Origin of the sequence: Halomonas sp. 5021, from assembly GCF_036663435.1 — a bacterium.
Lineage (GTDB): Bacteria > Pseudomonadota > Gammaproteobacteria > Pseudomonadales > Halomonadaceae > Vreelandella > Vreelandella janggokensis.
This window is the reverse complement of the sequence record NZ_JAXOVU010000007.1, coordinates 177,393-203,058: the sequence shown is the minus strand read 5'-3', so window position 1 is coordinate 203,058 and position 25,666 is coordinate 177,393. Positions and strand designations below refer to the sequence as shown.

Here is a 25,666-nt window from a genome sequence, read left to right as displayed (position 1 = left end):
GGTGAAGGAGCCAAGACAATGGAGTGGGCGCTACCCGAGCCTTTTGTGATGGAGATCGACGTGACGGATGAGGCCATCGACGCCTACCGGCACGTCAACAACAGTGAATACCTGCGCTGGGTTGAGCAAATCAGCTGGGCGCATTCAGAAGCGCTGGGGCTTACGCTCGAGCGCTACCGAGAGCTTGACCGCGCCATGGTCGTGCACCGCCACGAGTTGGACTACCTGGCGCCAAGCTATGAGGGTGACCGGCTTCAGTTGGCGACCTGGATCGTGGCCTGTGACGGACGCTTTAGCTTGACCCGTCGCTTCCAGTTGAAGCGCAAGCACGACTCTAAAACCTTGCTCAGGGCCCGTACCCGCTTTGCCTGCGTGGCGCTATCCAGCGGGCGGCCCATGCGTCTGCCCGACGAGTATCGGCGACTTTACGGTGATGCGGTGGTTGTTGAATAACGATGATTTTTTTGCCAAAAGCCGCTAGCCGCTAGATTTTTCTCCTGATAAACGCCTTAACCGGCGTTTTTTTTGTTTTATATGCCGGGGGATGGAGGCGAGTAAAAGCTGTGCTGTAATGGCATCAATATTGACGAATTTCTCGCTCAATCACGAGGAGCCAACTATGCGCATCGCTGTCCCTAAAGAGATCAAAAACCATGAATACCGGGTGGCCTTGACGCCCACTGGCGCGCGCGAATTGACCGGGCGGGGTCATCAGGTAACGGTTCAAGCGGGCGCGGGTGAAGGTGCCGGTTTTCATGACCGCGACTACGAAGCAGCGGGGGCAAGCGTCGAGGCGGATGTCGCGATGCTTTGGCAAAACGCCGAGCTGATTTTGAAAGTGAAGGAGCCTCAGGCAGAAGAAGTCGCACGGCTGACGCCACAGCATACCCTGTTTACCTACCTGCATCTGGCTGCCGAGAAGACCCTCACCAAGGGGTTGATGGAAAGCGGCGCGACCTGCATCGCTTATGAAACGGTTACCGACGCCAAGGGCGGCTTGCCGTTGCTCGCGCCGATGAGCACGGTGGCGGGACGCATGGCCGTGCAGGCGGGCGCCCATAGTCTTGAAAAAGCCCAGGGGGGTGCGGGCGTGCTGTTGCCGGGCGTGCCGGGAGTGGCGCCAGGGAAAGTGACCGTCATCGGTGGCGGTGTGGTCGGTGAAAACGCCGCGCGTATGGCCCTGGGGTTAGGCGCAGACGTCACCATTCTGGACAAATCCATTGATCGCCTGGAAGTGCTGGACGACCGCTATCAAGGCCGGATCAAAACCGTCTACTCAACGGCGGATGCGCTCGATGAAGCCGCCAAAACGGCTGATATGATCATCGGTGCGGTACTCATCCCGGGGGCAGCGGCACCTAAGCTGATTACCCGTGCCATGCTGGCGGATATGCAGCCCGGTAGCGTGCTGGTGGATGTGGCGATCGATCAGGGCGGTTGTTTCGAAACCAGCCGACCCACTACCCATGCCGAGCCGACCTATATCGTCGATGGCATTGTCCATTACTGCGTTGCCAACATGCCGGGGGCGGTGGCGCGGACCTCCACGCTGGGGCTGACCAATGCCACGCTGCCATTCGTGCTGGCGTTGGCCGATAAAGGATGGCAACAGGCGTTACGCGATAACCGGCACTTCTTGCCAGGGCTTAACGTCCACAATGGACAGGTGACCTACGCGGCGGTGGCTGAGGCGTTTGATCTGGAAAGTGTTGACCCCGCAGACGCGGTGAATCGATAGGTCGCTGTTGGGGCATTATCATTCATCAGTAGTGGGGCGGTATGTCGTCCTCGGGTCGGCTGGCATCGGGGGCGTCATCCATATGGCGTGCCTGGTGCTGTTCGCGAATCCGTTCGTGCATCAGCGCACTGAGTTGCTCCAGTGTCGCTAGTCGGCGTTCCTGTTGGGCGACGGCTTGATCCAGGGTATCGAGCCAGTGTTCTTGATAGGCCAGGCGGCTTTCTAAAGATTCAAGCTGTTGAGTGAGCTCAGCGGGCGATAACGTAGATGTCATGGTAACATTGCAACCTTGTGTAGTAGCTCGATACATTGGGTCGTCAAAACCCGTTGAATTGAGTATTGTCCTTCTTCTGTTACCCATACAACAAGAGAGCTTTTTTTATCCATGAACCCAAAAGTTGTGTTTCGCAGTATCTTGATCAGTATTTTACTTGCCGCCCCCACGCCGCTATTGCTGGCGGGGATTGTTCATTTAACCGACGCACCCCTGGCTGAGCAGTGGCTGGCCGAGCTTGCCGTGACAGGCGCTGGCGGCATCTATATTGCCGTTGCCATCGGAAGTTTCATTGTGCTTTGCATTGCCACCTTGGCAACCGCTGCGCTCGCACCGCCTGTCGTGGTGTCGCCTGATGTGGCCGTTCGTTCCAAGCCAGCACCGCGTCAGTCTCAAGCCCCGGCGGCGGACGATGATGAGGATCTCATCGACCCTAACGACGGCCGCGAAGAGGGTGAGGTGAAATGGTTTAATACCAATAAAGGTTACGGCTTTATTACCCGCGATAACGGCGACGATGTGTTTGTCCATTTTCGGGCAATTCGTGGTCGTGGTCCGCGCATGCTCGCGGAAGGCCAGATTGTGCGCTACCACGTGATTAAAAATGAGCGTGGTTTGCAGGCTGACGATGTGAGTATTATCGAGTAGTCATCAGCCAGGGTGTTATTGGCTAGCATGATCTCTTGACCCCGCCTCGGCGGGGTCAAGTTCTTTAGGTTGATCGGTTAGCGACCTGAATCGGGCCATTGTATGGGCCCTTCGCGGCCGTCGGGTAGCACCTGCCAAAAACGATCGGGGTCATCACCGGGATGCCAGCCGCCCAGCGAGCAGCGAATTTCGGTCTGCAAGGCTTCAGCCGCGTGCTGTGCGGCTTCCTGGTCGGTCTGCCAGGGGCTATGGCTGCTGTCCAGCCATAGGCTGGCAAAGCCGTCGGCGGCTTTTTCCACCAATAACACGGGGACGACGTGCCCCTGGTAGCTGCCCTGAGTGCGCCATTTGCCTTTACCTGCCGATGCAAGCGGCGGTGCCTCCAGAGCGTCGGCGAGCCATTCGTTTAGCGCCGGATGGACGACATCGGCAAGGTAAATCTCAATATCCGGGTAAGATTCCATTATGCGCGTACCTTGTCGGCGATGAACAGCGCTTGCAGGGTGGCTTCGTAGATCCGGCTTAAGTCGTCCAGGTCGTTTGCACGCACGCGTTCATCGATCTTGTGGATCGTGTCGTTGAGCGGCCCCAGTTCGACCACCTGGGCGCCCAGGGTGGCGATAAAACGTCCATCCGAGGTGCCCCCGCTGGTGGATAGCGCGGGACGCTCGCCAGTGATGGCTTCAACGCCGCGCATGGTGGCATCGACCAGCTCGCCTTCGGCGGTCAAGAACGGCTCGCCGTTGAGCATCCAGTCAATGTGGTACTCAAGGCCGTGCTGATCCAGGATCGCTTCGCTGCGTGCCTTGAGGGTTTCATGGGTGACTTCCGTTGAGTAGCGGAAGTTGAAGACGACTTCGACCTCACCGGGAATCACGTTGGTGGCGCCCGTCCCCGCACGAAAGTTGGAAACCTGAAAGCTGGTAGCCGGGAAAAAATCATTGCCCGCATCCCAGTGTTCGTTGACGAGTGCATCCAGCGCAGGCATTGCCTGGTGGATCGGGTTGCACGCCAGGTGCGGGTAAGCCACGTGGCCCTGCACCCCTTTTATATGCAGCACGCCTCCCAGAGAGCCGCGTCGGCCGTTTTTGATCGCATCCCCCAGGCGTGACGTGGAGGAAGGCTCACCGACGATGCAGTAGTCGAGGCGTTCATTGCGCTCGCGCAAATGCTCGACCACCGCGCGAGTACCGTCGACGGCGGGGCCCTCTTCATCGGAGGTGATCAGAAAAGCAATACGGCCATCGTGATCGGGGTGCGCGGTCACAAACCGCTCGACAGCCGTGAGCATTGCCGCGAGGCTGCCTTTCATGTCGGAAGCACCACGCCCGCACAGCATGCCCTCGTCGTTGATGCAGGGAGTGAAGGGGGGATACTCCCAATTGGTATGAGGCCCGCTGGGCACCACATCGGTGTGGCCAGCAAAAGCCAGCACCGGGCCATGATGGCCGCGCACGGCCCAGAAATTCTTTACATCGCCAAACGGCAGTTGCTCGATATGAAAGCCGAGCGCCACGAGGCGCTCGATCATCAGGTCCTGGCAGCCCTCGTCATCTGGCGTCACCGATGCCCGGCTGAGCAGGTCAAACGCCAGCTGCAGCGTCGGTGATAAACCTTCTGGCTCAGTTATGGGCATGCAGCGCCTCGTTGAGTGCGATGGCGCTTTTATTGGTCAGGCACTCAATACGGCCGCTTTGTGAGTGACGGCGCAGCAACAGATCGTCCTGGCCTGCCAACTCGCGTGCGGCGACGGTGTTGACCTCCTGGCCCTGGTCATCCAGCAGCGTCACTTTCGCCCCTGCGGTAATGTACAGGCCCGCTTCGACAGTGCAGCGGTCGCCAAGTGGAATGCCGATGCCCGCGTTGGCGCCGATCAGGCAGCCCTCGCCAACTTTGATTACCATATTGCCGCCGCCGGAAAGCGTGCCCATGGTGGAGCAGCCGCCGCCCAGGTCGGAGCCCTTGCCCACCATGACCCCTGCCGCAATACGTCCCTCGACCATGCCGGGACCTTCGGTGCCCGCGTTGAAGTTGACGAAGCCTTCGTGCATGACCGTTGTGCCTTCGCCCAGATAGGCGCCCAGGCGCACCCGGGCGGTGTCGCCAATGCGGATGCCTTGGGGAACGACGTAGTCGGTCATCTTGGGGAATTTGTCGACGCAGTCCACCGACAGTGCACGGCCTGCCAGGCGTGCCTTGAGGCGGCGGGCGGCAAGCTCTTCAATGTCGATGGGGCCTTCGTTGGTCCAGGCAATGTTGCGCAGCAGACCGAACATGCCAGTCAAATCCAGTCCGTGGGGTTTCACCAGGCGATGGGAGAGCAGGTGCAGCTTGAGGTAGACCTCAGGTGCGGTTTGCGGCGGCTGGTCGGTTTCCAGGAACATGGCGACCAGGGGGCGCTGGCTGGACGCGAAAGATTCAGCAAGCTCCGCCTGTTCGGGATGGCCCGCTTCCTGAAGGGCCTTGGCCAGGCGCGTGCAGTCTTCCGGCAGGAAGCTGATGGCCGCATTACCCTGGGGCGCGTCGACAACGTCCTTGGCAGCACTCACCAGGCTTTCTGGTGGGTTGATCAGCGGTGCCGGGTAGTAGATTTCCAGCCAGTCGCCCTGGGTATTTTGGGTGCCGATTCCAAGCGCAAAGCTCAGCATAACTGCGTTCCTTTAGGTCAGTGTTTCGTCTTAAAGTTTGTCGTAGTCGCCATCTTTGTAGCCGACCAGGATGGTTTCGTCGTCGACTTCCAGTAGAGGGCGCTTTAACAATGTGGGGTGTTTCAAGAGCAGCTCGCGGCCCGAGTTGGCATCAAAATCTTTTTCTTCATCCGATAGCTCGCGCCAGGTTTTGCTTTGCTTGTTGATCGCCTTGACCAACGGGACGCGGTGCAGGATATGCTCCAGCAGTGGTGCTGACAGACCGTCCTTGCGCAGGTCGTAGGTTTTAAAGGGAATGCCCTTTTCGTCCAGTGCCTTGGCCGCTTTGCGGCAGGTGTCGCAGTTGCTGATGATATAAAGCGTTAGCATGTATGACCTCCTACAATGTCGTCATGCCGTCAACGTTTGCGTTAGCCGCGCTCGATAAGTTGGCGTAGCCGCTCGGCGGCTTCAAGCGTGGGGGCAAGCTCTGCCACCAATGCCAAGCGTAGTCGACCACTTCCTGGATTACGGCCTTCGCGCCCGGGACGGCCCATCAAACTACCGGGCAGCACGCTGACATGCTGCTCGACAAATAGCCGCTGGGTAAAAGCGATATCGTCGCCACCAGGCACGGCGGGCCACAGGTAAAAACTCGCCTCGGGCGTGGGGAAATCCATTACCGGGGCGAGTAGCTCTGTCACGGCGCCAAACTTTTCACGATAAGCCTCGCGATTGGCGAATACGTGGTTTTCATCCTGCCAGGCGGCAATGGAAGCGTGCTGCATGGGCAGTGACATGGCGCAGCCGTGGTAGGTGCGATAGCGCTTGAAGGGCATTATCAGGTCAGCATCGCCCGCGATAAACCCTGAACGTAGCCCTGGCAAATTGGAGCGCTTGGAGAGCGAGTGAAACACCACGCAGCGCTGATAATCATCGCGGCCCAGCTCGGCGCAGGCTTGCAGGAGCCCAGGCGGCGGTGCAGCTTCGTCGAGGTAGAGCTCCGAGTAACACTCATCGGAGGCAATGATGAAATCGTGTTCATCAGCGAGCGCAATCAGTTGCTTGAAGTCGGCGAGGGGCGTGACCGCGCCGGTGGGGTTACCCGGCGAGCAGATAAAGACGATCTGCACATCACGCCAGGTGTCGGCGCTTACGGCGGAGAAATCCGGACGAAAGCCGTTGTCGGCGGTGCAGTCGAGATACAGCGGTTCCCCGCCGGCAAGCAGAGCGGCGCCTTCATAGATCTGGTAGAAGGGATTGGGCACCGCCACTTTGGACGGGCGGCTCCGGTCAAGGGCGGCTTGAACGAAGGCAAAAATGGCTTCGCGCGTGCCGTTGACCGGCAGGACCTGACGCTCGATATCGAGGCCTGCTAGCGCGAAACGCTGGCAGGCCCAGGCGGCAATGGTCTCGCGCAGGGCGGCCAGCCCGTTGGTGGCCGGGTAACGGGCCATCTCAGCCTGATGCGCCACCAGTGCGGCCAGAGCCCCAGGGTAGGGCGCATGCTGGGGTTCGCCGATAGTCAGTGGGATGTGCGCAAGCGATTCGGGCGGGGTCAGGTCCGCCTTGAGCGCCGCGAGCTTTTCGAACGGATACGGATGCAGGGCGTCGAGATCAGGGTTCATGAGTATCCAGAACGCCGTGCTGGCGTCGTTGTAGGCGTCGTGTCGCGAAAAGTAGCCGACGATTATAGGCAAGCCCCGCTGTCGGCTCAAATCCACCGGGGCGATAAGACAATTAAACCCCCAGCACCTCAATCAGGCGTTCACGCAGCTGTTGTTGGCGGTCCGGGTCGGTCAGCGGCTCGCCAGCCTTGGTGGTGATAAAGAACACGTCTTCAACGCGTTCACCCAGGGTGGCGATTTTCGCCGCGGAGAGCGCAATGTCCTGCTCCATGAAGATGCGCCCGACGCGGGCCAGAAGCCCCGGCCGGTCAGGGGCGCTGAGCTCCAGCAGTGTGCGGTCGTTGGCGGGATCCTGTTCGATCAGCACCTCGGTGGCGACCCGGAAGTGCTTGAGCTGGCGCGGCGTGTGCCGCGTGACGATGTCGGGATAGTCGTCGGGATCGTCGAGTTCTTCCACCAGGTGCTGGCGCATTTCTTCGATACGCGCTGAGTCGCGGATTGGCTGGCCCTGATTGTCCAGCACGATGAAGGTATTGAGTGTCCAGTCGTTGTTGGACGTCGCGATACGTGCGTCGTGGATCGACAGTCCCAGCTGTTCCATGGCGGCGGCAGTGGCGGCGAACAGGTCGTCCACCGAGCGGGTGTGGATGAACACCTTGGTGCCCCCTTCGGCCATGTCAGCCGTGGGCGCGCTGATTAATACCAGCGGCAACGGCGATGGTTGATGGGCAAGAATTCCCTGGGTCTGCCAGACGATTTCGCTGGGCGCATACTGCAGGAAATAGTCTTCGCCCAGCGATTCCCATAACCGGTCGATATCGGTTTCATCAACGCCAATCGTTTGCAGTAGTGAACGGGCTTCGGTGCGCGTTTCGCGTACCCAGTCGTCGCGGTCGGGCGGGTTGTTCAGCCCGCGCCGCAGGGCGCGCTTGGTTTCGGCATGCAACTGGCGCAACAGCGACGCCCGCCAGCCGTTCCATAGCGTCGGATTGGTCGCATTGATGTCCGCAACGGTCAGCACATAAAGATAGTCCAGCCGCGTCTCGTTGCGCACTTCCATGGCAAAATCGCGAATCACATCCGGGTCGCTGATGTCGCGCTTTTGCGCGGTCATGGACATCAGTAGATGGTGCTCGACCAACCAGCTGACCAGGTTGGTGTCGTGTTGTGGCACATGATGGCGCTGGCAGAACTGTTCGACGTCCCGGGCGCCGATTTCCGAGTGATCACCACCGCGCCCCTTGCCGATATCGTGAAACAGGCCAGCGATCCAGAGCAGGTCCAGCTTGGGTAACTGCTGCATCAGGGTGGCGGCGACCGGGAAATCGTCCTTGGCCTCCGGCTTGCGGAAGCCGTGCAGGAACTTGAGTAGCCGCAGCGTGTGAGCATCCACGGTATAAATATGAAACAGGTCATGCTGCATCAGACCCACCGCGCGGCCAAATTCGGGCAGGTACTTGCCCAGAATGCCGTAGCGGTTCATGCGCCGCAGTTGGCGTGGAACATTGCCAGGCGCGCGCATGATGGCCATGAAAAGCCGTTGGTGGCGAGGGTCTTCGCGGTAGTGATCGTCGATCTGGTGGCGATGGTCGCGGATCAGGCGGATGGTGTCGGCGCGGACGCCTTCTATTTCAGGGTGCTTGGCCATCAGCAAAAACAGCTCCAGCATGGCCGAAGGCTGTTCCCGGAACAGGTTGCGCGAACGCACCTGAATATAACCGCCCTTGGTTTCAAAACGTTCGTTGAGCTTGACCGTCTCCAGTGCTTCCTTGCCGCGCAGGATGACTTCATCGAAGTGCTGCAGCAGCATGTCGTTAAGCCCGGCCAGGGCGGTTACGTGCCGATAATAGCGTTTCATGAACTGCTCGACCGCCAGGCCTTCGGGGGTGTCGCGAAAGCCGAACATCTCGGCAATGGTGCGCTGATGGTCAAACAGCAGGCGGTCTTCGGCACGGTCGGTGAGCATGTGCAGGGCGTAGCGGACCTGCCACAGAAACGCCTGCCCCTGGCTCAAGATGCGCAGTTCGGCATCGTTCATGAAGCCGTTGGCGACGATATCAGCGTACTGCTCGGTTCCGAAATGGCGCTTGGCGACCCAGCCGATCATCTGGATATCGCGCAGCCCACCGGGCGAGCTTTTGAGGTTCGGTTCGAGATGGTACTCGGAGTTGTTGTAACGGTAGTGACGGGCAATCTGCTCCTGCCACTTGGCTTCGAAAAAGCGGTCGGCCGGCCATACATGCTTGGCGCTGAGCCGTTCGCGCATCTTGTGGCGTAGCGACTCAGGGCCGGCAACCAGGCGGGACTCAAGCAGGTTGGTGATCACCGTGACATCGGCGGCCGCTTCGCGCTCGCAGTCGTTGAGCGAGCGCACGCTATGGCCGATTTCCAGACCAATGTCCCACAAGAAAGTGATGAAGGCGGTCAGCGGCTCCCGGTAGGGACTGTCGTCGTCGTGTTCCAGCAACAACAGCAGGTCGATGTCCGAATGCGGGTGCAGTTCACCGCGCCCGTAGCCGCCCACGGCCACAAGGGCAACGCCGTCGTCGGGCCAGGCATGCTGTTCCCAGGCGATAGCCAGCAGTTGATCCAGATACCACGCGCGGCCCCGGACCAGATCGCGGATATCGGCGCCGGCGCGAAAGCGTTCGTCCAGGCGCGTCTGGATTTCACCAAGCGCTGCCTTGAACGGCGCGATGGGGGAGCGTGACCCCGCAAGCTCGGTGCGGAACAACTCAAGATCGAACAGCGTGGTGTCGGGCTCGAACCGGTAGTGGTGTAAAAGCATCAATGATTCAAGAAGCTGAAGTCTTCGTCGCCGCGTGCGGTCAGCACGTCAACGCCGGTGTCGGTGACCAGCAGGGTGTGCTCCCATTGCGCCGACAGGCTGCGGTCCTTGGTGATTGCCGTCCAGCCGTCGCGTAACACCTTGGTTTTGTAGCCCCCGACATTGATCATGGGCTCGATGGTGAAACACATGCCCGCTTCCAGGCTGATGTCAGCGCTGGGTGCATAGCCATCGTAATGCAGGAACTGGGGGTCTTCGTGAAATTCAGCGCCGATGCCGTGACCGCAAAAGTCGCGAACAACCGAGTAGCCATTGGCTTCAGCGTGTTTCTGAATCACGCGGGCGAGTTCAGAAAGGCGCACACCGGGTTTGACCTGCTCAATACTTTTATACAGGCATTCCTGGGTAATGCGGCACAGGCGCTCGCCCTGGATGGTCTCGCCGACCACGAACATCACGCTGGAATCGCCGTGGTAGCCAGCGGCTGTGCGCACGGTGATATCCAGGTTCATGATGTCGCCGTTCTTGAGCTTTTTGGCGTCGTCGGGAATCCCGTGGCAGACCACATGGTTGATCGAGGTGCAGGTCGCCTTGGGGAAGCCGTGGTAATTGAGTGGCGCAGGCGTCGACCCCAGCTCGTTGACGATGTACTCGTGGCACAGGCGGTCGATTTCACCGGTGCTGATGCCCGCCTGGACGTGAGGGGTGATCATCTCGATGACGCTGGCTGCCTGGCGTCCAGCTTCGCGCATGTTGTCGATTTCAGAAGGCGTTTTAATGGGAACGTTCATGGATTCTCGATGTTGACTCAGAATGGCAAGTTGAGCGGCAATAAAAGGCCCGCTGAACGGATGACGGCTTCATCTTAACGATGATCTATGGTATAAAGCCGCGCGCTTTCCTGCAATCGTCATCCGCTGCAAACTTTCTGCTGTCGGGGACAATGGAGCATCAAAGCGTTATCACGGCATCGCAGGTTTCGTCGCTTACGGGCGGTTGAACGATGCGGTATTGAACAGCAAGCCTTGAAAACACACATGCACCGGCACATGGTCCCGGGTGCCGCTGGCAGCGTCTGACGATGCCAATGGTCGGATCCATGGGGTGCGTGGAGGCCTAACCCGAGTTTCAGGAGTTTTACCATGTCTCACGTCAATATGCGTGACCTGCTTAAAGCAGGCGCTCACTTCGGTCACCAGACCAAGTACTGGAATCCGAAGATGAGCAAATTCATCTTCGGCGCGCGCAACAAGATTCACATCATCAACCTCGAGCATACACTGCCGGCGCTGAACGAAGCGATCGACGTGGTCGAGAAGATGGCGGCATCCAACAACAAGATTTTGTTTGTTGGCACCAAGCGCAGCGCCAGCAAGATCATTAAGGAAGAAGCCAACCGCGTAAGCCAGCCGTTCGTCAACCATCGCTGGTTGGGCGGCATGCTGACCAACTTCAAGACCATTCGCGTGTCCATCAAGCGTCTGCGCGAACTTGAAGCGATGCACGAAGACGGCACGTTCGAGAAGTTGACCAAGAAAGAAGTTCTGATGGCAACCCGCGAGCAGGACAAGCTCGAGCGCTCCGTAGGCGGTATCAAGAACATGGGCGGCCTTCCGGACGCACTGTTCGTGATTGACGTTGACCACGAGCGTATCGCGATCAACGAAGCTAACAAGCTGGGTATACCGGTCATCGGCGTGGTGGATACCAACTCCAACCCCGATGGTGTGGACTACGTGATTCCGGGCAACGATGATTCCATCCGCGCTATCCAGATTTACGTAAAAGCGATTGCCGATGCCTGCGCGCGTTCCAAGGAAGGTCGCCCCGACGAGTTCGTCGAAGTGACTGACACCGAAGAAGCCGCTGACGCCGACAGCAGCGCTGCCGCCGAGTAAACCGGTGGTCGATGCGGCGTCGTCACGGGTGCCGCATCATGTTAAGAGGGGGCCTGAGCCCCCTTTTTCCCGCTTTGGGTTAAGGCTTGGAGTGGGCAGTCTTGGGCCGACATCAATGTTGGCAGCGCCATGCAGAGTGAGATCATTCGGTCATGAACCGTTGCGACACTCGGCAAGGCGTTTAACTAACTCTCAGCTAGAACCATTTCAGAGGTGAAATCTCATGGCCGCTATCAGCGCCTCTCAGGTTAAAGATCTTCGCGAACGCACCGGCTTGGGCATGATGGAGTGTAAAAAAGCACTCACCGAAGCGGGTGGCGACATCGACGTTGCCATCGAGAACCTGCGTAAAAGCTCCGGCTTGAAAGCCGCGAAAAAAGCCGGCCGCACCGCTGCGGAAGGCGCCGTTGTAACCCGCGTTGCCGACGATGGCAGCTACGGCGTTATGGTGGAAATCAACTCCGAAACCGATTTTGTGGCTCGCGATGACAACTTCATCGACTTCACCAACAAAATTGCTGACGCCTTCTTTGCCGCGAAAAGCGAAGACGTTGCCGCCGTGATGGACGGTGAGCTGGAAACCGCTCGTGAGCAGTTGGTGCAGAAAATCGGCGAAAACATTGGCGTGCGCCGTGCCATTGTTGTCGACGCTGTTGACGGTGGCGTGGTCGGTGAATACGTTCACGGTGGCCGTATTGGTGTGCTGACCGTCCTTAAAGGCGGCAATGCCCAGGTGGCGAAAGACGTGGCGATGCACGTTGCCGCCATCAACCCGTCGGTTGCGCATCCGGAGAACATGCCTCAGGAAGAGCTGGACGCCGAAAAAGCGATTATCCTTGCTCAGCCTGATATGGCCGGTAAACCGGAACAGATCGCTGAAAAAATGGTGCAAGGTCGCTTGAAGAAGTACCTGGCAGAAAACAGCCTGACCGAGCAGCCGTTTGTGAAAGACCAGAACCAGACGGTGGCTGAGTATGTCAAAGCGGCAGGCGGTGAAGTGATTGGCTTTACCCGCTTTGGCGTAGGCGAAGGCATCGAGAAAGAAGAAGTCGACTTCGCGAAAGAAGTTATGGAACAGGCTGGCCGTCGCTAAGGTCTGATGTTCCAGCTGTAGGTTGGCGTGCGCGCGAGCGCACGCCTTCGCGTATCCGGCCCCTGCATAATACAAGGGGTGATGCCGCTTGTCGGCGCCAAGGTCTGCCCTAGGAGAATTGCCATGTCGCGTGATGTTCAAGAACCGCTTACCTCCCTGTCTAGCAAATCGAAAACCGACGGTTCCAAGTCGAAATACAAACGTATTTTGCTCAAGCTGTCGGGTGAAGCGCTGATGGGAGAGCATGATTTTGGCATTGACCCGAAGGTGCTGGATCGAATGGCACTGGAAATTGGCCAGCTAGTGGGTATTGGCGTTCAAGTGGGTATCGTCATCGGTGGTGGCAATTTGTTTCGCGGTGCGGCGCTGAATGAAGCCGGTATGGATCGCGTCACCGGTGATCATATGGGCATGCTGGCAACGGTGATGAATGCCCTGGCGATGCGTGATGCGCTGGAACGTTCCAATATTCGCTCGCGAGTGATGTCGGCGATCCCCATGAGCGGGGTGGTCGAGCACTATGATCGGCGTACGGCGATTCGCTATTTGACGTCCGGTGACGTGGTGTTGTTTTCAGCCGGGACCGGCAACCCTTTCTTTACCACTGACTCGGCTGCTTGCCTGCGGGGTATTGAGGTCGATGTCGATGTGGTGATCAAAGCGACCAAGGTCGACGGTGTCTACGATAAAGACCCGGTGAAGCACCCCGACGCCGTCAAATATGAACAACTCACCTACGATGATGCGCTTGATCAAAAGCTCGGCGTCATGGATTTGACCGCTATCTGCCTGGTACGTGACCATGACATGCCAGTGCGGGTGTTTGATATGAACAAGCCTGGTGCCCTGCTAAATTTAGTAGTTGGGGGCAGGGAAGGTACGCTGATAGACAGAGGTTATCCACGTGATTAATGACATTCAGAAAGATGCCGCGGCGCGCATGAAAAAAAGTGTCGAGGCACTGCACAGCAACTTTAACAAGATTCGTACCGGGCGTGCCCATCCGAGCATTCTGGATGCGGTGACCGTGGAATACTACGGTAGTCAGGTGCCGCTGAACCAAGTGGCCTCGGTCAACGTTGAAGACGCGCGTACACTGACGATCTCCCCCTGGGAGCAGAGCATGGTGCAGAAAATCGAGAAGGCCATCATGACCGCCGATCTGGGTCTCAACCCGGCCAGTGCGGGCAACGTGATTCGCGTGCCGATGCCGATGCTCACCGAAGAGACGCGCAAGGGCTATATCAAGCAGGCTCGCAGCGAGGCAGAGCATGCCCGTGTTGCGGTGCGCAACGTACGCCGCGATGCCAACGGTGATTTCAAGTCATTGCTAAAAGATAAAGAAATTACCGAAGACGATCAACGTGAAGGCGAAGATGCGATTCAAAAGCTGACCGACAAGTATATCGCTGAGATCGACCAGGCACTTGCTGCGAAAGAGCACGACCTGATGCAGGTGTAAGAAGCGGATGTTCACGCCGCGGGCAGCAGGGCTGCCCGCTCAGCCATCTTTGAGTGGCTTTTCTATGATTGATCTTTGGTGCAAGCATTCATGACGTCACCGCAGCTCCCCGGACAACGACCGGACGATGCCAACGCGATGGAGGTGGAGCAGGATTCGTTGCCGTCCCATGTGGCGATTATTATGGACGGTAATAATCGCTGGGCGCGTGCGCGAGGTCTGTCAGGCGCGCGCGGGCATCGCGCAGGCGTAGAGGCCGTCAGGGCGGTTATTCAGCGTGCCGCCGAGCGTGGGGTGCAAACGCTTAGCCTGTTCGCTTTCTCGAGCGAGAACTGGAAGCGGCCAGCAACGGAAGTCAATGCGCTGATGGAGCTTTTTCTGATGGCCCTCAAGCGAGAGGTCAAGAAGCTGCATGAGCGTAATATCCGCCTGTCGATTATCGGCGAGCAGCGTGGTTTTTCCCATGCGATTCAGAAGCATATTCAGCGTGCCGAATCGTTGACCGCCAACAATACCGGTATGCATCTGGTGATTGCCGCGAATTATGGCGGCCAATGGGATATTGCTCAGGCGGCCCGCCGACTGGCTGAACAGGCGGTTGCAGGGGAGATTTCCCCATCCGCTATCGACGAAGTCCAGGTGGATCAGGCGATGGGTGAGGGTGCTTATGTTCCACCTATCGACTTGTGTATTCGAACCAGCGGTGAACAACGGCTTTCGAATTTCATGCTCTGGCAACTGGCTTACGCCGAGCTGCACTTTTCGCCGTTACTCTGGCCCGATTTCCATGCCCAGGCCTTTGATGATGCCCTGGCTGATTTCTGTCGCCGGCAGCGTCGCTTCGGCATGACCGACGAGCAGTTAGAGGCCCAGGGTGCTTAAGCAACGAGTGATAACCGCGGTCTGGCTAGCACCTGTGGTGCTGGTCGGCCTGTTCGGTCTGCAGGGTGAAAGCTATGCCCTTTTCACGGCCTTCGTCATGCTGCTGGGTGCATGGGAGTGGACCAATCTCGCCGGCGTGATTCAACCGTTGAGGCGTGCCGCACTGGTCGCCGGTTGTGCCGTCCTGATGCTGGTGATGTGGACCAGTGGCGCCACCCATGCCCAATGGCCGCTATGGCTTGCCGCGGCAGGCTGGCTTCTCAATCTGGTATGGGTCACCCGCTACCCAGGCCTGGCGGCACAGTGGCATTCTACTCCAGGCCGTCTATTGATGGGGCTTTGGGTGCTGTTGCCGTGTTGGGTAGGGTTCAATATTCTGCGCGAGACCGGGGCCGTGTGGCTGCTGTTCGTACTGCTGCTTGTCTGGTCGGCGGATATTGGCGCTTACTTCGCGGGGCGCCGATGGGGAAAGCGCAAGCTGGCACCCCGGGTCAGCCCCGGTAAATCGTGGGAAGGCGTGATGGGGGGTATGGCGGCCACGGCCCTTTTGGCGATTGGATTCGCGTTCACGCTGTCGCTGGGATTGGCCGAAGGTGTGGCCCTGGTGGCGGTTACGCTGCTGGTCACGTTAATCTCTGTGTTGGGCGATTTACTGGAGAGCATGCTCAAGCGCTACCGCGACGTGAAAGATTCAAGCCAGCTGCTGCCGGGACATGGCGGCGTGCTGGACCGCATTGACAGCCTGACGGCGGCGATTCCGCTGTTTGCGCTGCTCTATCTACAGGTGCTGGGCCTATGACCTCGATAACCACACGGCGTGTAACGGTGCTGGGCTCCACCGGCTCCATCGGAACCAGTACGCTTGATGTCATCGCCCGTCACCCTGATCGCTATCAGGTGCATGCGTTAACCGCACATACCTCAAAAGAAACGCTGCTCAGCCAGTGCCTTCGCTTTCGCCCTGCCGTTGCGGTACTTGCCAATGAGGCGGATGCTCGTTGGCTGCGCGCTGAGTTGCGCCGGGCAAGCCAATCCACCGAGGTCATGGTGGGGCCGGAAGCGCTATGCGATGTGGCTCGTGATGCCAGTGTCGATATTGTCATGGCAGCGATTGTTGGTGCGGCAGGCTTGTTGCCCTCGCTTGCGGCGGCAGAAGCGGGTAAGCGGGTGCTACTGGCCAATAAGGAAGCGTTGGTGATGAGTGGAGCGCTCTTCATGAAGGCGGTCGCTCGCTCCGGGGCCACGCTATTACCCATTGATTCCGAACATAATGCGATCTATCAGTGTCTACCTCCAGAGCATCGTGGAGGCCTTTCGCGCCACGGTGTATCGCAATTGCTGCTGACGGCCTCAGGTGGACCTTTCCGGACCTGGAGTGAGGCGGCAATTGCTCAGGTCACGCCCGAACAGGCCTGTGCGCATCCCAACTGGTCGATGGGGCGTAAGATATCGGTGGACAGCGCCACCTTGATGAATAAAGGGCTGGAGCTGATTGAGGCCTGCTGGCTGTTTGATGCCCGCCCTGACCAAATTCAGGTTGTCGTGCACCCGCAAAGTATCATTCATTCGATGGCGGCTTATCAGGACGGCTCCGTGCTTGCGCAGTTGGGCAATCCCGATATGCGTACCCCCATCGCGTATGGACTGGCGTGGCCAGACAGAATCGAGGCGGGCGTTGAAGCGCTGGACCTTTTTCAGGTGGCGCGGCTCGATTTTGAAACAGCGGATGAAGCGCGCTTTCCGTGCCTGCCACTGGCCCGCGAAGCGATGCGCAGTGGTGGTTTGGCGCCTGTCGTGCTTAATGCCGCCAATGAAGTGGCGGTCGAAGCTTTCTTGAATCACCGATTGGGTTTTCTGGGCATCGGTCAGCTGGTCGAAGAGGCGTTGTCCTCGCCTATCGATGGGTCTGCCGATTGCATTGAGAGTATTTTATGGGCCGATCAACGCGCACGTCAGCGTGCCGCTGGATGGCTGGCACGTTGGTCCGCCTAGTCTTAGCCCGGCTGAGGCGCATATCGAGGAGTACCCTGTGGGCCTGATACAAAACATTTTAGCGGTGATCGTGGTATTGGGGCTGCTGGTGACCTTCCATGAATTTGGTCACTTTTGGGTGGCGCGTCGCTGCGGGGTCAAAGTACTGCGCTTTTCGGTTGGGTTTGGCAAGCCTCTGTGGTCGCGGGTTGACCGCCACGGTACCGAGTTTGCGATTGCCGCCATCCCGCTTGGCGGGTACGTCAAAATGCTCGACGAACGCGAGGCACCGGTACCTGACGAACAGCTCGATCAGGCATTTAACCGTAAAAGTGTCTGGCAGCGTATTGCCGTCGTGGCGGCGGGGCCTGTTGCCAACTTCCTGCTGGCGATTGTCGCCTATTGGGCGTTGTTTGTGGCGGGCACAACCGCCGTTGCGCCGATGGTCGGGGAAACCGTGCCGAACTCCCCTGCCGCCGAAGCGGGGCTGGCCCACGGGGACGAGATTACCGCGATTCAGGGTGAAGCCGTTAGCAACTGGGAGGCGGTCAACCTGAAACTGGTGTCGATGATCGGCTTCACTGGAGAGCTAACCATTGAAGCTCGGCCTCAGGGTGAGAGCAACGCGGTGGCTTACCAACTTCCGTTACGCGATTACATGACCCGTCAGGATCCGCCGCAACCACTGGAAACGCTGGGTTTGACCCCCTGGCAGCCCGATGTCCCGGCCACGCTTGGCCAGGTGATTGAGGGCGAGGCGGCCGCCGAGGCAGGTTTACAGGTGGGTGATCGCATTATCGCGGTGGATGAACAGCCCATTGCGGACTGGATGGATTTCGTCAACGTCATCCGTGGTAGCCCCGATGAGGCATTGACGGTTGCCGTTGAACGAGACGGCCAACGGCAAACCACCACTTTGACCCCCAGTCGCAACAGTCTGGAGACCGGCGTTGAAATTGGGTACATTGGTGCGGGTGCCGAGCCTGTCGAATGGCCTGAAGAGTATCAGCGCGAGATACGCTATGGCCCATTGGAAGCTGTAGGGCAGTCACTGTCGCGCACGGCAGACATGACATTGTTGACCGTTGATGCCATTCGCAAGATGCTGGTAGGGCTGATATCGCCGTCCAATCTGTCTGGTCCTGTGACAATTGCCCAGATTTCAGGGGATTCCGCACGGGCGGGGCTGGAAGCATTTGTCAGCTTTCTGGCGTATCTTTCCATCAGCCTCGGGGTATTGAACCTGCTGCCTATCCCTGTGCTGGATGGGGGGCATCTGCTTTATTATTTTCTGGAGATCGTGCGCGGGCGGCCGGTCTCCGAGCAAACCCAAGCCATCGGCTTACGTATCGGGCTTGCCATGGTGGGCACCCTGATGCTGATGGCTCTGTACTTTGATCTGATGCGCCTTTGGTAACGACGCGTGTAGTGCCTAGGATGCCTTGTCATCTGCCTGCACAAATGTATATGGTGCCTGTTTGAATGCATAGGCAGACCAACGCGAGCGAAATGACTGCATGAAAATCAAGACCTTTGGAATGGCGGTACTCTTGCTGGCGGGCGCCAGCGGTGCCCAGGCACAATCCTTTGATGTTTCGGACATTCGTGTGGAAGGACTGCAGCGGGTTTCCGCCGCCTCGGTCTTTAATGCGTTTCCTGTCAGCGCCAATGACCAGGTGAGCGAAAGCGAACTGGCAGCGGCGGCGCGGCAACTTTTCGAAACCGGGTTGTTTGAAGACGTATCGCTCGCCCGGGAAGGCGATGTGCTCGTGATACAGGTTGTTGAGCGCCCCACCATTACCCAGTTGAACATCAGCGGTAACGAGCAAATCTCGGAAGATGACCTGCGGCGTGGGCTGACGGAAGCAGGTCTGGCGGAAGGCGAGGTGCTTCAACTCTCGACGCTTGAGGAAATGGAGCGTGAGCTGGAAGGTGTTTACCAATCCCAGGGCCGTTATAGTGCAGGTATCGACACTGAGGTCGAGGAAATCGATGAAGGGCGCGTGCGTGTCAATATCAATATCAACGAAGGCGAAGTCGCCAAGATTCGCCAGATAAACATCGTCGGCAACGAGGCTTTCGACGATGAAACGCTGCTGGATCTTTTCGAGCTCGAAGATCGCCCTGGCTTCTGGTTTGGCTGGTTTTCCAGCGATGAATACTCCCGTGAAGCGTTGTCAGGCGATATCGAACGTCTGCGGTCTTATTACCTGGATCGCGGCTATGTCAACTTCGACGTGACCTCTACGCAAGTATCGATCGGGGCCGACAAGTCAGAGATATTCATAACGCTCAATGTCAACGAAGGCCAACAGTACCGCGTCGGCGATGTGAGTTTCAGAGGTGACCTGGAAATCAGTGAGCAGGAGGCCCGGGACCTGCTCACCATTGAGCGTGGCGAGATATTCTCGCGTCAGGACCTCAATGCCTCGACCGAGGCGCTACGTCAACGCCTTGGCGCAGAAGGTTTTGCCTTTGCTGATGTTCAGGGCGTGCCTGAGGTGGCCGGTGACGGTGAGACGGTCGATCTGGTGATTAACGTCGATCCGGGGCAGCGTGCCTATGTACGACGTATCGAGTTTGTCGGTAATACGACCACCGATGATGAAGTGTTGCGCCGGGAAATGATCCAGATGGAAGGCGCTCCTGCTTCCACGGAGTCGATTACCCAGTCACGTCAACGCCTCGAGCGATTAGGCTTTTTCAGTCAGGTTGAAGTCGATACCGAGCGGGTCCCGGGCGAGCCCGACAAGCTGGACGTCACCTACAACGTTGAAGAGCAACCGTCGGGCTCTGTGTCAGCCAGCGTCGGCTTTTCGCAAAGCGCTGGGGTGATATACGGGGCGTCGCTGTCGCAGAATAATTTCCTGGGTACCGGTAACCGAGTCAACATTGGCGCTCAGCGGAGTGACACCTTCACCAGCGTGAACTTCGGTTTCACCGACCCTTACTGGACGCTTGACGGTATTTCACGAGGCTATAACGTCTTCTACCGTGAAACCGACTACGAAGATTCCGATATCTCGACCTACTCCACGGATGCGTATGGTGCCGGTATCAACTTCGGCTATCCGGTCAGTGAGTTATCGCGGCTGAACTTTGGCGCCAGCGCCGAAGACTTAACGGTAAAAACCTACTTTGATACCGCCTCTGAAATTCGTCGTTATGTTCAGGACGAGGGAAAGGATGCGCAAACCCTGAAGCTGAACGCCAACTGGACGCGCAATAACCTTAATCGCGGTATCATGCCCACGGCGGGAAGCTACCAGCGTGTCGCCATCGAAACCGGTGCACCTGGCAGCGACACGCAATACTATAAAGCCAGTGCCCGAGCACAGCAGTTATTCGCGCTCAACGATGCATGGTCGTTGAAATTTACCGGTGATCTTGGCTACGCCGATACGATAGGCGATGACCCGTATCCGTTCTACGAAAACTTCTACGCCGGGGGGCTGGGGTCCGTGCGCGGGTTTACCTCCAACACCCTCGGGCAGCGGACGACGCCGGCGAGAGAAGGTGGGCGAGATCGTACCCTGGGCGGTAACGTGCTCGTCGAAGGTAGCGCCGAAATTATTTTCCCGCTTCCGTTTGTGGAAAATCAGAACTCTTTGCAGACATCGCTGTTCTTAGATGCGGGTAATACGTTTCTGTCATCCTGCTATGACGTGCTCGATGAAGATGCCAGCCGCCAACGCTGTAATTCAGGGGTTGATCTTGGCGATCTACGCTACAGCGCCGGGGTGGGGCTATCCTGGCTGACGCCGGTAGGTCCGTTGACCTTTGCGGTGGCTGAGCCTCTCAATGAAGAGAGTGGCGATGACACCCAGTTCTTCCAGTTCTCGTTAGGCCAGTCATTCTAACGTGTTGAGATGCGCCGTCAGGCGCATCCGTTTTACAAAAAGGAGTTATGACCATGCTTAAGCTCACTAGGGTCGTTTGTCTATTGGGTGCCATGGTGTTATCTGCTCAGGCTCAGGCAGACGAAGTGGCTGTTCTTGACTGGCGTGCGGCATTGATGAACAGCGATTCCGCTCAATCATCGATCAGCCGACTGGAAAGCGAGATTGGTAACCAGCAGCGTGAAGCTGAAAGCCTGGGCAGCGAATTGCAGGGCTTACAGGAACGCTTGCAGACCGAGGGCGAGACGATGTCCGAGGCACAACGCGAGTCGCTGATTGCTGAATTGCAGGAAAAAGGTCGTCGATTTGAGCAGTTACGCCAGCAAATTGGTCAGGCGCAGCAACGCTCAGAGCAACAGTTTCTTGAGGGCGCCGAAGCCAAACTGGAACAGGCGGTTGAACAAGTGATTGATCGACATGGTATTGAAGTCTTGGTTGAGCCCCAAGGCGTGCTGCATTCATCCAGAGATTTACCCAACGTGACGGATGAAGTCACGCAGATTTTTAACTCGCTCAACTAAAATACCCATAATGCTCGGTGCGGCTCAGCCGCACCAAAGGTTCCTTGGCCGCCCATGACCCACGCTTCTCACGACCTGACCCTTGCGGATATTGCCCGCCATTTGAATGTTACCTTCGAGGGTGACGGGAGCCAGCCCATCAGAGGCTTGGCGACGCTTAAAGACGCCCAGGCAGATCAGGTGGCTTTTCTGGCTAATCGCGCCTACCTGAAAGATCTGGCCATGACGCAGGCAGGGGCGGTTCTGCTCCACCCTGAGCATGGCAAAAGCTGCCCGGTGCCACGCCTGGAAATCGATAATCCATATTTGGGTTATGCCACACTCTCCCAGCTTTTTGACCCGTTACCTGCCCGTGATGTGCCGGGAATACACCCAAGTGCGGTTGTTGCTGAAAGCGTTTCGCTCGGGGATGGCGTCAGTGTGCAGGCCAATGCGGTCATCGAGGAAGGGGTGGTGCTGGGTGACGACGTGGTCATTGGCGCGGGCAGTCTAGTGGGCGCCGACAGTATTATCGGCGAGGGGACGCGTTTACATGCCAACGTCACCGTGTGTCATGGCGTCGTGATAGGCAAGCGTGTCATCCTGCAGAGCGGCTGTGTGATTGGCGGAGATGGGTTTGGCTTTGCCCACGATGGCGGCAAGTGGCACAAGATTGCTCAATTGGGCGGTGTGGTGCTCGGCGATGACGTCGAGGTCGGTAGTTGCTCAAGCATTGACCGGGGGGCGCTGGGCAATACCGTGATCGGTAATGATGTGAAGATCGACAGCCAAGTGCAGATTGCCCATAACGTCACGGTCGGCGATCACAGCGCACTAGCTGGCTGCGTGGGTATCGCCGGTTCAACCCATGTGGGGCGGCACTGCATGCTGGGTGGAGGCGTTGGCCTTTCAGGCCACCTGACGATCTGCGATGGTGTCCAGGTGACCGGAATGAGTCTGGTGACCAACTCTATCCACGAACCCGGCGTTTATTCTTCCGGCACCGGCGCCATGGGCAATGCCCAATGGCGAAAAAATGCCGTCCGTTTCAAACAGCTTGATGAGATTGCCAAGCGTTTGTCTCGTTTGGAAAAAAATCATCGCGGCCAATCGTGACTGTGTGAATATGGCAGTGGGCCGGTTGAGGCTCATCCGCAGCGCGTTATAATCCACTGCCTTTTGATCGGCCTGTGTGCCGATGTTTGCCTGATGTACCAGGTGTTTTGTCTTTTTAGAGGTCGCTACGATGGTTATGGATATTAACGAAATTCGCGAGTACTTGCCGCACCGCTACCCGTTTTTGCTGGTTGACCGGGTAACGCAGTTGACCAAGGGCGAATCCATCGTTGCGTATAAAAACGTCAGCATTAACGAGCCGTTTTTTAACGGTCATTTTCCCCACCATCCCATCATGCCGGGTGTCCTGGTGATAGAAGCGTTGGCTCAGGCCTGCGGTATTCTAGGGTTCAAAACGGTTAACAAACTTCCCGCCGATGGCTATGTGTATTACCTGGTGGGTAGTGATAAAGTACGTTTCAAGCGCCCGGTAATGCCTGGCGACCAGATGATGCTCGAAGCCGATGTTATCCGTGGCAAACGGGGCATCTGGAAATTCGCCTGCCGTGCAACGGTGGATGGTGAACTGGCCTGCGAAGCAGAGATTATTTGTGCTGAGAGGAAAGTAGCTTGATACATCCTACCGCCCTTGTTGATCCCGCCGCGCAGCTTGCTGACGACGTTGAGGTTGGCCCTTTTAGTGTGATTGGCCCGGATGTCACCATTGGTGCGGGGTCGGTTGTCGGTCCCCATGTGGTGATCAAGGGACCGACTAGCCTCGGTGAGCGCACGCGCATTTTCCAGTTTGCCTCTGTGGGCGAGGATTGTCAGGATAAAAAGTACGCAGGCGAGCCAACGCGCCTGGTGATGGGTGATGATAACGTCATTCGCGAAGGTGCCACGCTGCACCGCGGCACGATTCAGGACCGTGGTGAAACTACCATCGGGTCGCGCAACCTGATCATGGCGTATGTGCATGTGGGCCACGATTGCGTGATTGGCGATGACTGTATTCTGGCCAACCAGGTCACATTGGCCGGTCACGTGACAGTCGGCAATTTTGCCATTCTGGGCGGATTGGCGGCGATCCATCAGTTTTGCTATTTCGGCGACCATGCCATGGCAGGCGGGGGCTCAATCATCACCAAGGATACGCCCGCGTATGTGATGATCAACGGCAATCCTGCTGAAGCCCGCGGTCTCAACCTTGTGGGTTTGAAACGACGTGGTTTCAGCAGCGAAGCCATCAACGCCCTGAGTGCTTCCTACAAATTGGTGTACCGGCAAGGCTTGACCGTTGAGCAGGCACTTGCCGAAATGCGTAGCCGCTTCCCAATTCCTGAAGTGTCCCACTTCGCTGATTCCATTGAGCGTTCAACACGCGGCATTACCCGCTAACCGGCGGTTTTCATGCAACCACAGCGCATTTACCTGGTAGCAGGCGAGCTTTCCGGCGATATCCTCGGCGCGGGGCTGATGCGCGAACTCAATGCACGCCACCCGGGTGTTGAGTTTCGCGGCATCGGCGGCCCGCGCATGGAGGCTCAGGGACTCACTAGTCGCTTCCCCCTCGAAACCCTGTCAGTGATGGGGCTGGTGGAAGTCATCAAGCACTTGCCTGAGCTTCTTCGCGTACGCCGGACGCTACGTGAAGAAGCCATCGCCTGGCAGCCCGATATCATGATCGGCATCGACGCCCCCGACTTCAATATCGGCCTTGAGAAGCAGCTTCGCGAAACGGGCATAACGACGGCGCATTATGTCAGTCCGTCGGTATGGGCGTGGCGGCAAGGCCGGGTAAAAAAGATTGCCAAAGCCGTGGACGGCATGCTGACGCTGTTGCCCTTTGAAGCGGCTTTCTATCGCCGTCATCAGGTGCCGGTTGCTTTCGTGGGTCACCCGCTAGCCGATGAACTGCCGCTCGAGAACGATCGGTCAAGCATCCGTCAATCACTTGGTCTGGACGAGCAGGCGCCGGTACTGGCGCTGCTACCCGGGTCAAGGGGCAATGAGATACGCTTTTTAGGCGCGACCTTCTTGCAAGCGGCCGAGACGCTCTGCCAACAGCATCGCACACTCCAGGTGGTGATTCCGGCGGCCAGCGCACAGCGACGTGACGAAATTGATCAGCTCTTGGACGTCTATCCAGCGCTTGGCGAACGCGTGGTGTTACTCGATGGTCAGGCCCGCGAGGCGATGGTAGCAAGTGATGCCGTACTGTTGGCGTCAGGCACCGCTGCGCTGGAGGCCATGCTGTGCCACCGCGCCATGGTGGTGGCCTACAAAATGGCTCCGGTGACGCACTGGCTGGCCAAGCGGCTGGTCAAGACATCCTGGGTGTCATTACCCAGCCTGATTGCTCAGCAGTCGATTGTGCCTGAACTGATACAGGACGATGCCTTACCCGAGGCGATTGCCGAGCAGCTCAGCGCGTTATTGACCGACGATGCGGGTCGGCACGCATTGGAAGCCCGCTTTGCCTCAATGCACCAGGCGCTTCAGCGGAATGCCAGCCGCCGAGCGGCAGATGCCATCGACGCGCTGGTCGCCGGTCAGCCATTAGCCGTACAGGATGACAGCATCGATGGGTGTTAAAGCAATCGATTTTCCACCACTGCAGATTGACTATGCCGGTGAGCGCCTGGCGGGGGTCGATGAAGTGGGCAGGGGGCCGCTGGTAGGCAGTGTGGTAGCCGCCGCCGTGATCCTTGATCCTGCCAGGCCCATCGATGGTCTGACCGACTCCAAAAAGCTGACGGCGCGCAGGCGGGAAGCACTGGATAACTTGATTCGCGAGCAAGCACTGGCGTTCACGGTGGCCGAGGCCAGCGCCGCCGAGGTGGACCAGCTCAATATTTATCATGCCACGCACCTGGCCATGCGACGGGCCATCGATGGTCTCGCTCCGGCGGCTGAGTACTTGCTGGTGGACGGAAATCGGCTGCCGGGTCATGTGCTACCCGGTCAGGCGGTCGTCAAAGGCGATGCCCGGCATCCGGCAATAGCGGCGGCGTCTATTTTGGCCAAGGTTGCCCGGGATGCCCAGATGGTTGCCCTGGATATGCGCTATCCTGAGTATGGGTTTGCGCGCCACAAGGGCTATCCAACCCGAGAGCATCTATCAGCGCTTGCGGTTCATGGACCATTAGCCGACCATCGACGAAGCTTTGCGCCGGTGCAGCGCCAGTTAGCACTGCTGTAG

26 protein-coding genes are annotated in these 25,666 nt (G+C 58.2%); 18 read left to right on the top strand and 8 right to left on the bottom strand.

Annotated elements, in window-relative coordinates:
• Positions 1–18: 18 nt before the first annotated feature.
• Both R3F64_RS13085 and ald read left to right on the top strand, forming a co-directional pair.
• A complete protein-coding gene (locus tag R3F64_RS13085; RefSeq protein WP_085918327.1) occupies positions 19–453 on the top strand; it encodes an acyl-CoA thioesterase in 435 nt (144 codons plus the stop codon).
• Between the two features lie 166 nt (positions 454–619).
• Positions 620–1,738, top strand: a complete 1,119-nt coding sequence (gene ald, locus R3F64_RS13080; RefSeq protein WP_199284589.1) for an alanine dehydrogenase — start codon at positions 620–622, stop codon at positions 1,736–1,738.
• Between the two features lie 25 nt (positions 1,739–1,763).
• On the opposite strand, the gene R3F64_RS13075 is transcribed toward ald, so the two are convergent.
• Positions 1,764–2,012: a SlyX family protein gene (locus R3F64_RS13075; protein ID WP_199284590.1), complete on the bottom strand. Its 249-nt coding sequence runs from the start codon at positions 2,010–2,012 to the stop codon at positions 1,764–1,766.
• A 111-nt stretch (positions 2,013–2,123) separates the two neighbouring features.
• On the opposite strand from R3F64_RS13075, the gene R3F64_RS13070 reads away from it, so the two are divergent.
• Entirely contained in the window at positions 2,124–2,660 is a 537-nt protein-coding gene (locus R3F64_RS13070; RefSeq protein WP_085918330.1) for a cold-shock protein, read from the top strand.
• A 77-nt stretch (positions 2,661–2,737) separates the two neighbouring features.
• Here the strand turns inward: R3F64_RS13070 and R3F64_RS13065 are convergent, their stop codons facing one another.
• The 7 genes from R3F64_RS13065 to map form a co-directional block, all read right to left on the bottom strand.
• Positions 2,738–3,124: a hypothetical protein gene (locus R3F64_RS13065; RefSeq protein ID WP_176243655.1), complete on the bottom strand. Its 387-nt coding sequence runs from the start codon at positions 3,122–3,124 to the stop codon at positions 2,738–2,740.
• Positions 3,124–4,296 (bottom strand): succinyl-diaminopimelate desuccinylase, encoded by a 1,173-nt coding sequence (gene dapE / locus R3F64_RS13060; RefSeq protein WP_085918332.1) that lies wholly within the window; start codon positions 4,294–4,296, stop codon positions 3,124–3,126. Before dapE ends, R3F64_RS13065 begins: the two co-directional genes overlap by 1 nt.
• Positions 4,283–5,308 carry a 2,3,4,5-tetrahydropyridine-2,6-dicarboxylate N-succinyltransferase gene (gene dapD / locus R3F64_RS13055; protein WP_085918333.1) on the bottom strand — a complete coding sequence of 342 codons (1,026 nt, stop codon included), beginning with the start codon at positions 5,306–5,308 and terminating at the stop codon, positions 4,283–4,285. The genes dapE and dapD overlap by 14 nt, the downstream gene beginning before the upstream one ends.
• Positions 5,309–5,338: 30 nt before the next feature.
• On the bottom strand, positions 5,339–5,677 hold the full coding sequence (locus R3F64_RS13050; protein ID WP_085918334.1) for a Spx/MgsR family RNA polymerase-binding regulatory protein: 339 nt from the start codon (positions 5,675–5,677) through the stop codon (positions 5,339–5,341).
• Positions 5,678–5,718: 41 nt separating this feature from the next.
• Positions 5,719–6,915 (bottom strand): succinyldiaminopimelate transaminase, encoded by a 1,197-nt coding sequence (gene dapC, locus R3F64_RS13045; protein WP_332611879.1) that lies wholly within the window; start codon positions 6,913–6,915, stop codon positions 5,719–5,721.
• Positions 6,916–7,027: 112 nt separating this feature from the next.
• Positions 7,028–9,703, bottom strand: a complete 2,676-nt coding sequence (locus R3F64_RS13040; RefSeq protein WP_332611858.1) for a [protein-PII] uridylyltransferase — start codon at positions 9,701–9,703, stop codon at positions 7,028–7,030.
• Positions 9,703–10,494 (bottom strand): type I methionyl aminopeptidase, encoded by a 792-nt coding sequence (map, locus tag R3F64_RS13035; RefSeq protein ID WP_085918337.1) that lies wholly within the window; start codon positions 10,492–10,494, stop codon positions 9,703–9,705. The genes R3F64_RS13040 and map overlap by 1 nt, the downstream gene beginning before the upstream one ends.
• Positions 10,495–10,845: 351 nt before the next feature.
• Between map and rpsB the strand changes: the two genes are divergently transcribed.
• From rpsB to rnhB, 15 genes are all read left to right on the top strand, one after another.
• Positions 10,846–11,601 carry a 30S ribosomal protein S2 gene (gene rpsB / locus R3F64_RS13030; protein ID WP_085918338.1) on the top strand — a complete coding sequence of 252 codons (756 nt, stop codon included), beginning with the start codon at positions 10,846–10,848 and terminating at the stop codon, positions 11,599–11,601.
• A gap of 223 nt (positions 11,602–11,824) precedes the next feature.
• The gene (gene tsf / locus R3F64_RS13025; RefSeq protein ID WP_332611855.1) at positions 11,825–12,694 is read left to right on the top strand and encodes a translation elongation factor Ts; all 870 of its coding nucleotides are present in this window, start codon (positions 11,825–11,827) and stop codon (positions 12,692–12,694) included.
• 123 nt (positions 12,695–12,817) lie between these two features.
• Entirely contained in the window at positions 12,818–13,606 is a 789-nt protein-coding gene (pyrH, locus tag R3F64_RS13020) for a UMP kinase (protein WP_085918340.1), read from the top strand.
• On the top strand, positions 13,599–14,156 hold the full coding sequence (gene frr / locus R3F64_RS13015; RefSeq protein ID WP_085918341.1) for a ribosome recycling factor: 558 nt from the start codon (positions 13,599–13,601) through the stop codon (positions 14,154–14,156). Before pyrH ends, frr begins: the two co-directional genes overlap by 8 nt.
• A 90-nt stretch (positions 14,157–14,246) precedes the next feature.
• Positions 14,247–15,038 (top strand): polyprenyl diphosphate synthase, encoded by a 792-nt coding sequence (gene uppS, locus R3F64_RS13010; RefSeq protein ID WP_085918342.1) that lies wholly within the window; start codon positions 14,247–14,249, stop codon positions 15,036–15,038.
• Positions 15,031–15,837 (top strand): phosphatidate cytidylyltransferase, encoded by an 807-nt coding sequence (locus R3F64_RS13005; protein WP_085918343.1) that lies wholly within the window; start codon positions 15,031–15,033, stop codon positions 15,835–15,837. Before uppS ends, R3F64_RS13005 begins: the two co-directional genes overlap by 8 nt.
• Positions 15,834–17,030 (top strand): 1-deoxy-D-xylulose-5-phosphate reductoisomerase, encoded by a 1,197-nt coding sequence (gene ispC, locus R3F64_RS13000; protein WP_332611852.1) that lies wholly within the window; start codon positions 15,834–15,836, stop codon positions 17,028–17,030. Before R3F64_RS13005 ends, ispC begins: the two co-directional genes overlap by 4 nt.
• 37 nt (positions 17,031–17,067) lie before the next feature.
• A complete protein-coding gene (gene rseP, locus R3F64_RS12995) occupies positions 17,068–18,426 on the top strand; it encodes a sigma E protease regulator RseP (RefSeq protein ID WP_332611850.1) in 1,359 nt (452 codons plus the stop codon).
• Positions 18,427–18,526: 100 nt separating this feature from the next.
• Complete coding sequence (bamA, locus tag R3F64_RS12990; RefSeq protein ID WP_422823514.1) at positions 18,527–20,869, top strand: outer membrane protein assembly factor BamA; 2,343 nt, start codon at positions 18,527–18,529, stop codon at positions 20,867–20,869.
• Positions 20,870–20,922: 53 nt separating this feature from the next.
• Positions 20,923–21,429, top strand: a complete 507-nt coding sequence (locus R3F64_RS12985; protein WP_085918346.1) for an OmpH family outer membrane protein — start codon at positions 20,923–20,925, stop codon at positions 21,427–21,429.
• 54 nt (positions 21,430–21,483) lie between these two features.
• Positions 21,484–22,524, top strand: coding sequence for a UDP-3-O-(3-hydroxymyristoyl)glucosamine N-acyltransferase (gene lpxD / locus R3F64_RS12980; protein WP_085918347.1), 1,041 nt, complete (start codon positions 21,484–21,486; stop codon positions 22,522–22,524).
• Between the two features lie 130 nt (positions 22,525–22,654).
• Positions 22,655–23,098 (top strand): 3-hydroxyacyl-ACP dehydratase FabZ, encoded by a 444-nt coding sequence (fabZ, locus tag R3F64_RS12975; protein WP_085918348.1) that lies wholly within the window; start codon positions 22,655–22,657, stop codon positions 23,096–23,098.
• Positions 23,095–23,862, top strand: a complete 768-nt coding sequence (gene lpxA / locus R3F64_RS12970) for an acyl-ACP--UDP-N-acetylglucosamine O-acyltransferase (RefSeq protein ID WP_199284595.1) — start codon at positions 23,095–23,097, stop codon at positions 23,860–23,862. Before fabZ ends, lpxA begins: the two co-directional genes overlap by 4 nt.
• Positions 23,863–23,874: 12 nt before the next feature.
• Positions 23,875–25,059, top strand: a complete 1,185-nt coding sequence (gene lpxB / locus R3F64_RS12965) for a lipid-A-disaccharide synthase (RefSeq protein WP_332611847.1) — start codon at positions 23,875–23,877, stop codon at positions 25,057–25,059.
• Entirely contained in the window at positions 25,049–25,666 is a 618-nt protein-coding gene (gene rnhB / locus R3F64_RS12960) for a ribonuclease HII (RefSeq protein ID WP_332611845.1), read from the top strand. The genes lpxB and rnhB overlap by 11 nt, the downstream gene beginning before the upstream one ends.

Bases quoted from the DNA above. Each gene is read 5' to 3' on its own strand.
- R3F64_RS13085 (WP_085918327.1), top strand. From the start codon at position 19: ATGGAGTGGGCGCTACCCGAGCCTTTTGTGATGGAGATCGACGTGACG.
- ald (WP_199284589.1), top strand. From the start codon at position 620: ATGCGCATCGCTGTCCCTAAAGAGATCAAAAACCATGAATACCGGGTG.
- R3F64_RS13075 (WP_199284590.1), bottom strand. From the start codon at position 2,012: ATGACATCTACGTTATCGCCCGCTGAGCTCACTCAACAGCTTGAATCT.
- R3F64_RS13070 (WP_085918330.1), top strand. From the start codon at position 2,124: ATGAACCCAAAAGTTGTGTTTCGCAGTATCTTGATCAGTATTTTACTT.
- R3F64_RS13065 (WP_176243655.1), bottom strand. From the start codon at position 3,124: ATGGAATCTTACCCGGATATTGAGATTTACCTTGCCGATGTCGTCCAT.
- dapE (WP_085918332.1), bottom strand. From the start codon at position 4,296: ATGCCCATAACTGAGCCAGAAGGTTTATCACCGACGCTGCAGCTGGCG.
- dapD (WP_085918333.1), bottom strand. From the start codon at position 5,308: ATGCTGAGCTTTGCGCTTGGAATCGGCACCCAAAATACCCAGGGCGAC.
- R3F64_RS13050 (WP_085918334.1), bottom strand. From the start codon at position 5,677: ATGCTAACGCTTTATATCATCAGCAACTGCGACACCTGCCGCAAAGCG.
- dapC (WP_332611879.1), bottom strand. From the start codon at position 6,915: ATGAACCCTGATCTCGACGCCCTGCATCCGTATCCGTTCGAAAAGCTC.
- R3F64_RS13040 (WP_332611858.1), bottom strand. From the start codon at position 9,703: ATGCTTTTACACCACTACCGGTTCGAGCCCGACACCACGCTGTTCGAT.
- map (WP_085918337.1), bottom strand. From the start codon at position 10,494: ATGAACGTTCCCATTAAAACGCCTTCTGAAATCGACAACATGCGCGAA.
- rpsB (WP_085918338.1), top strand. From the start codon at position 10,846: ATGTCTCACGTCAATATGCGTGACCTGCTTAAAGCAGGCGCTCACTTC.
- tsf (WP_332611855.1), top strand. From the start codon at position 11,825: ATGGCCGCTATCAGCGCCTCTCAGGTTAAAGATCTTCGCGAACGCACC.
- pyrH (WP_085918340.1), top strand. From the start codon at position 12,818: ATGTCGCGTGATGTTCAAGAACCGCTTACCTCCCTGTCTAGCAAATCG.
- uppS (WP_085918342.1), top strand. From the start codon at position 14,247: ATGACGTCACCGCAGCTCCCCGGACAACGACCGGACGATGCCAACGCG.
- ispC (WP_332611852.1), top strand. From the start codon at position 15,834: ATGACCTCGATAACCACACGGCGTGTAACGGTGCTGGGCTCCACCGGC.
- bamA (WP_422823514.1), top strand. From the start codon at position 18,527: ATGAAAATCAAGACCTTTGGAATGGCGGTACTCTTGCTGGCGGGCGCC.
- R3F64_RS12985 (WP_085918346.1), top strand. From the start codon at position 20,923: ATGCTTAAGCTCACTAGGGTCGTTTGTCTATTGGGTGCCATGGTGTTA.
- lpxD (WP_085918347.1), top strand. From the start codon at position 21,484: ATGACCCACGCTTCTCACGACCTGACCCTTGCGGATATTGCCCGCCAT.
- fabZ (WP_085918348.1), top strand. From the start codon at position 22,655: ATGGTTATGGATATTAACGAAATTCGCGAGTACTTGCCGCACCGCTAC.
- lpxB (WP_332611847.1), top strand. From the start codon at position 23,875: ATGCAACCACAGCGCATTTACCTGGTAGCAGGCGAGCTTTCCGGCGAT.
- rnhB (WP_332611845.1), top strand. From the start codon at position 25,049: ATGGGTGTTAAAGCAATCGATTTTCCACCACTGCAGATTGACTATGCC.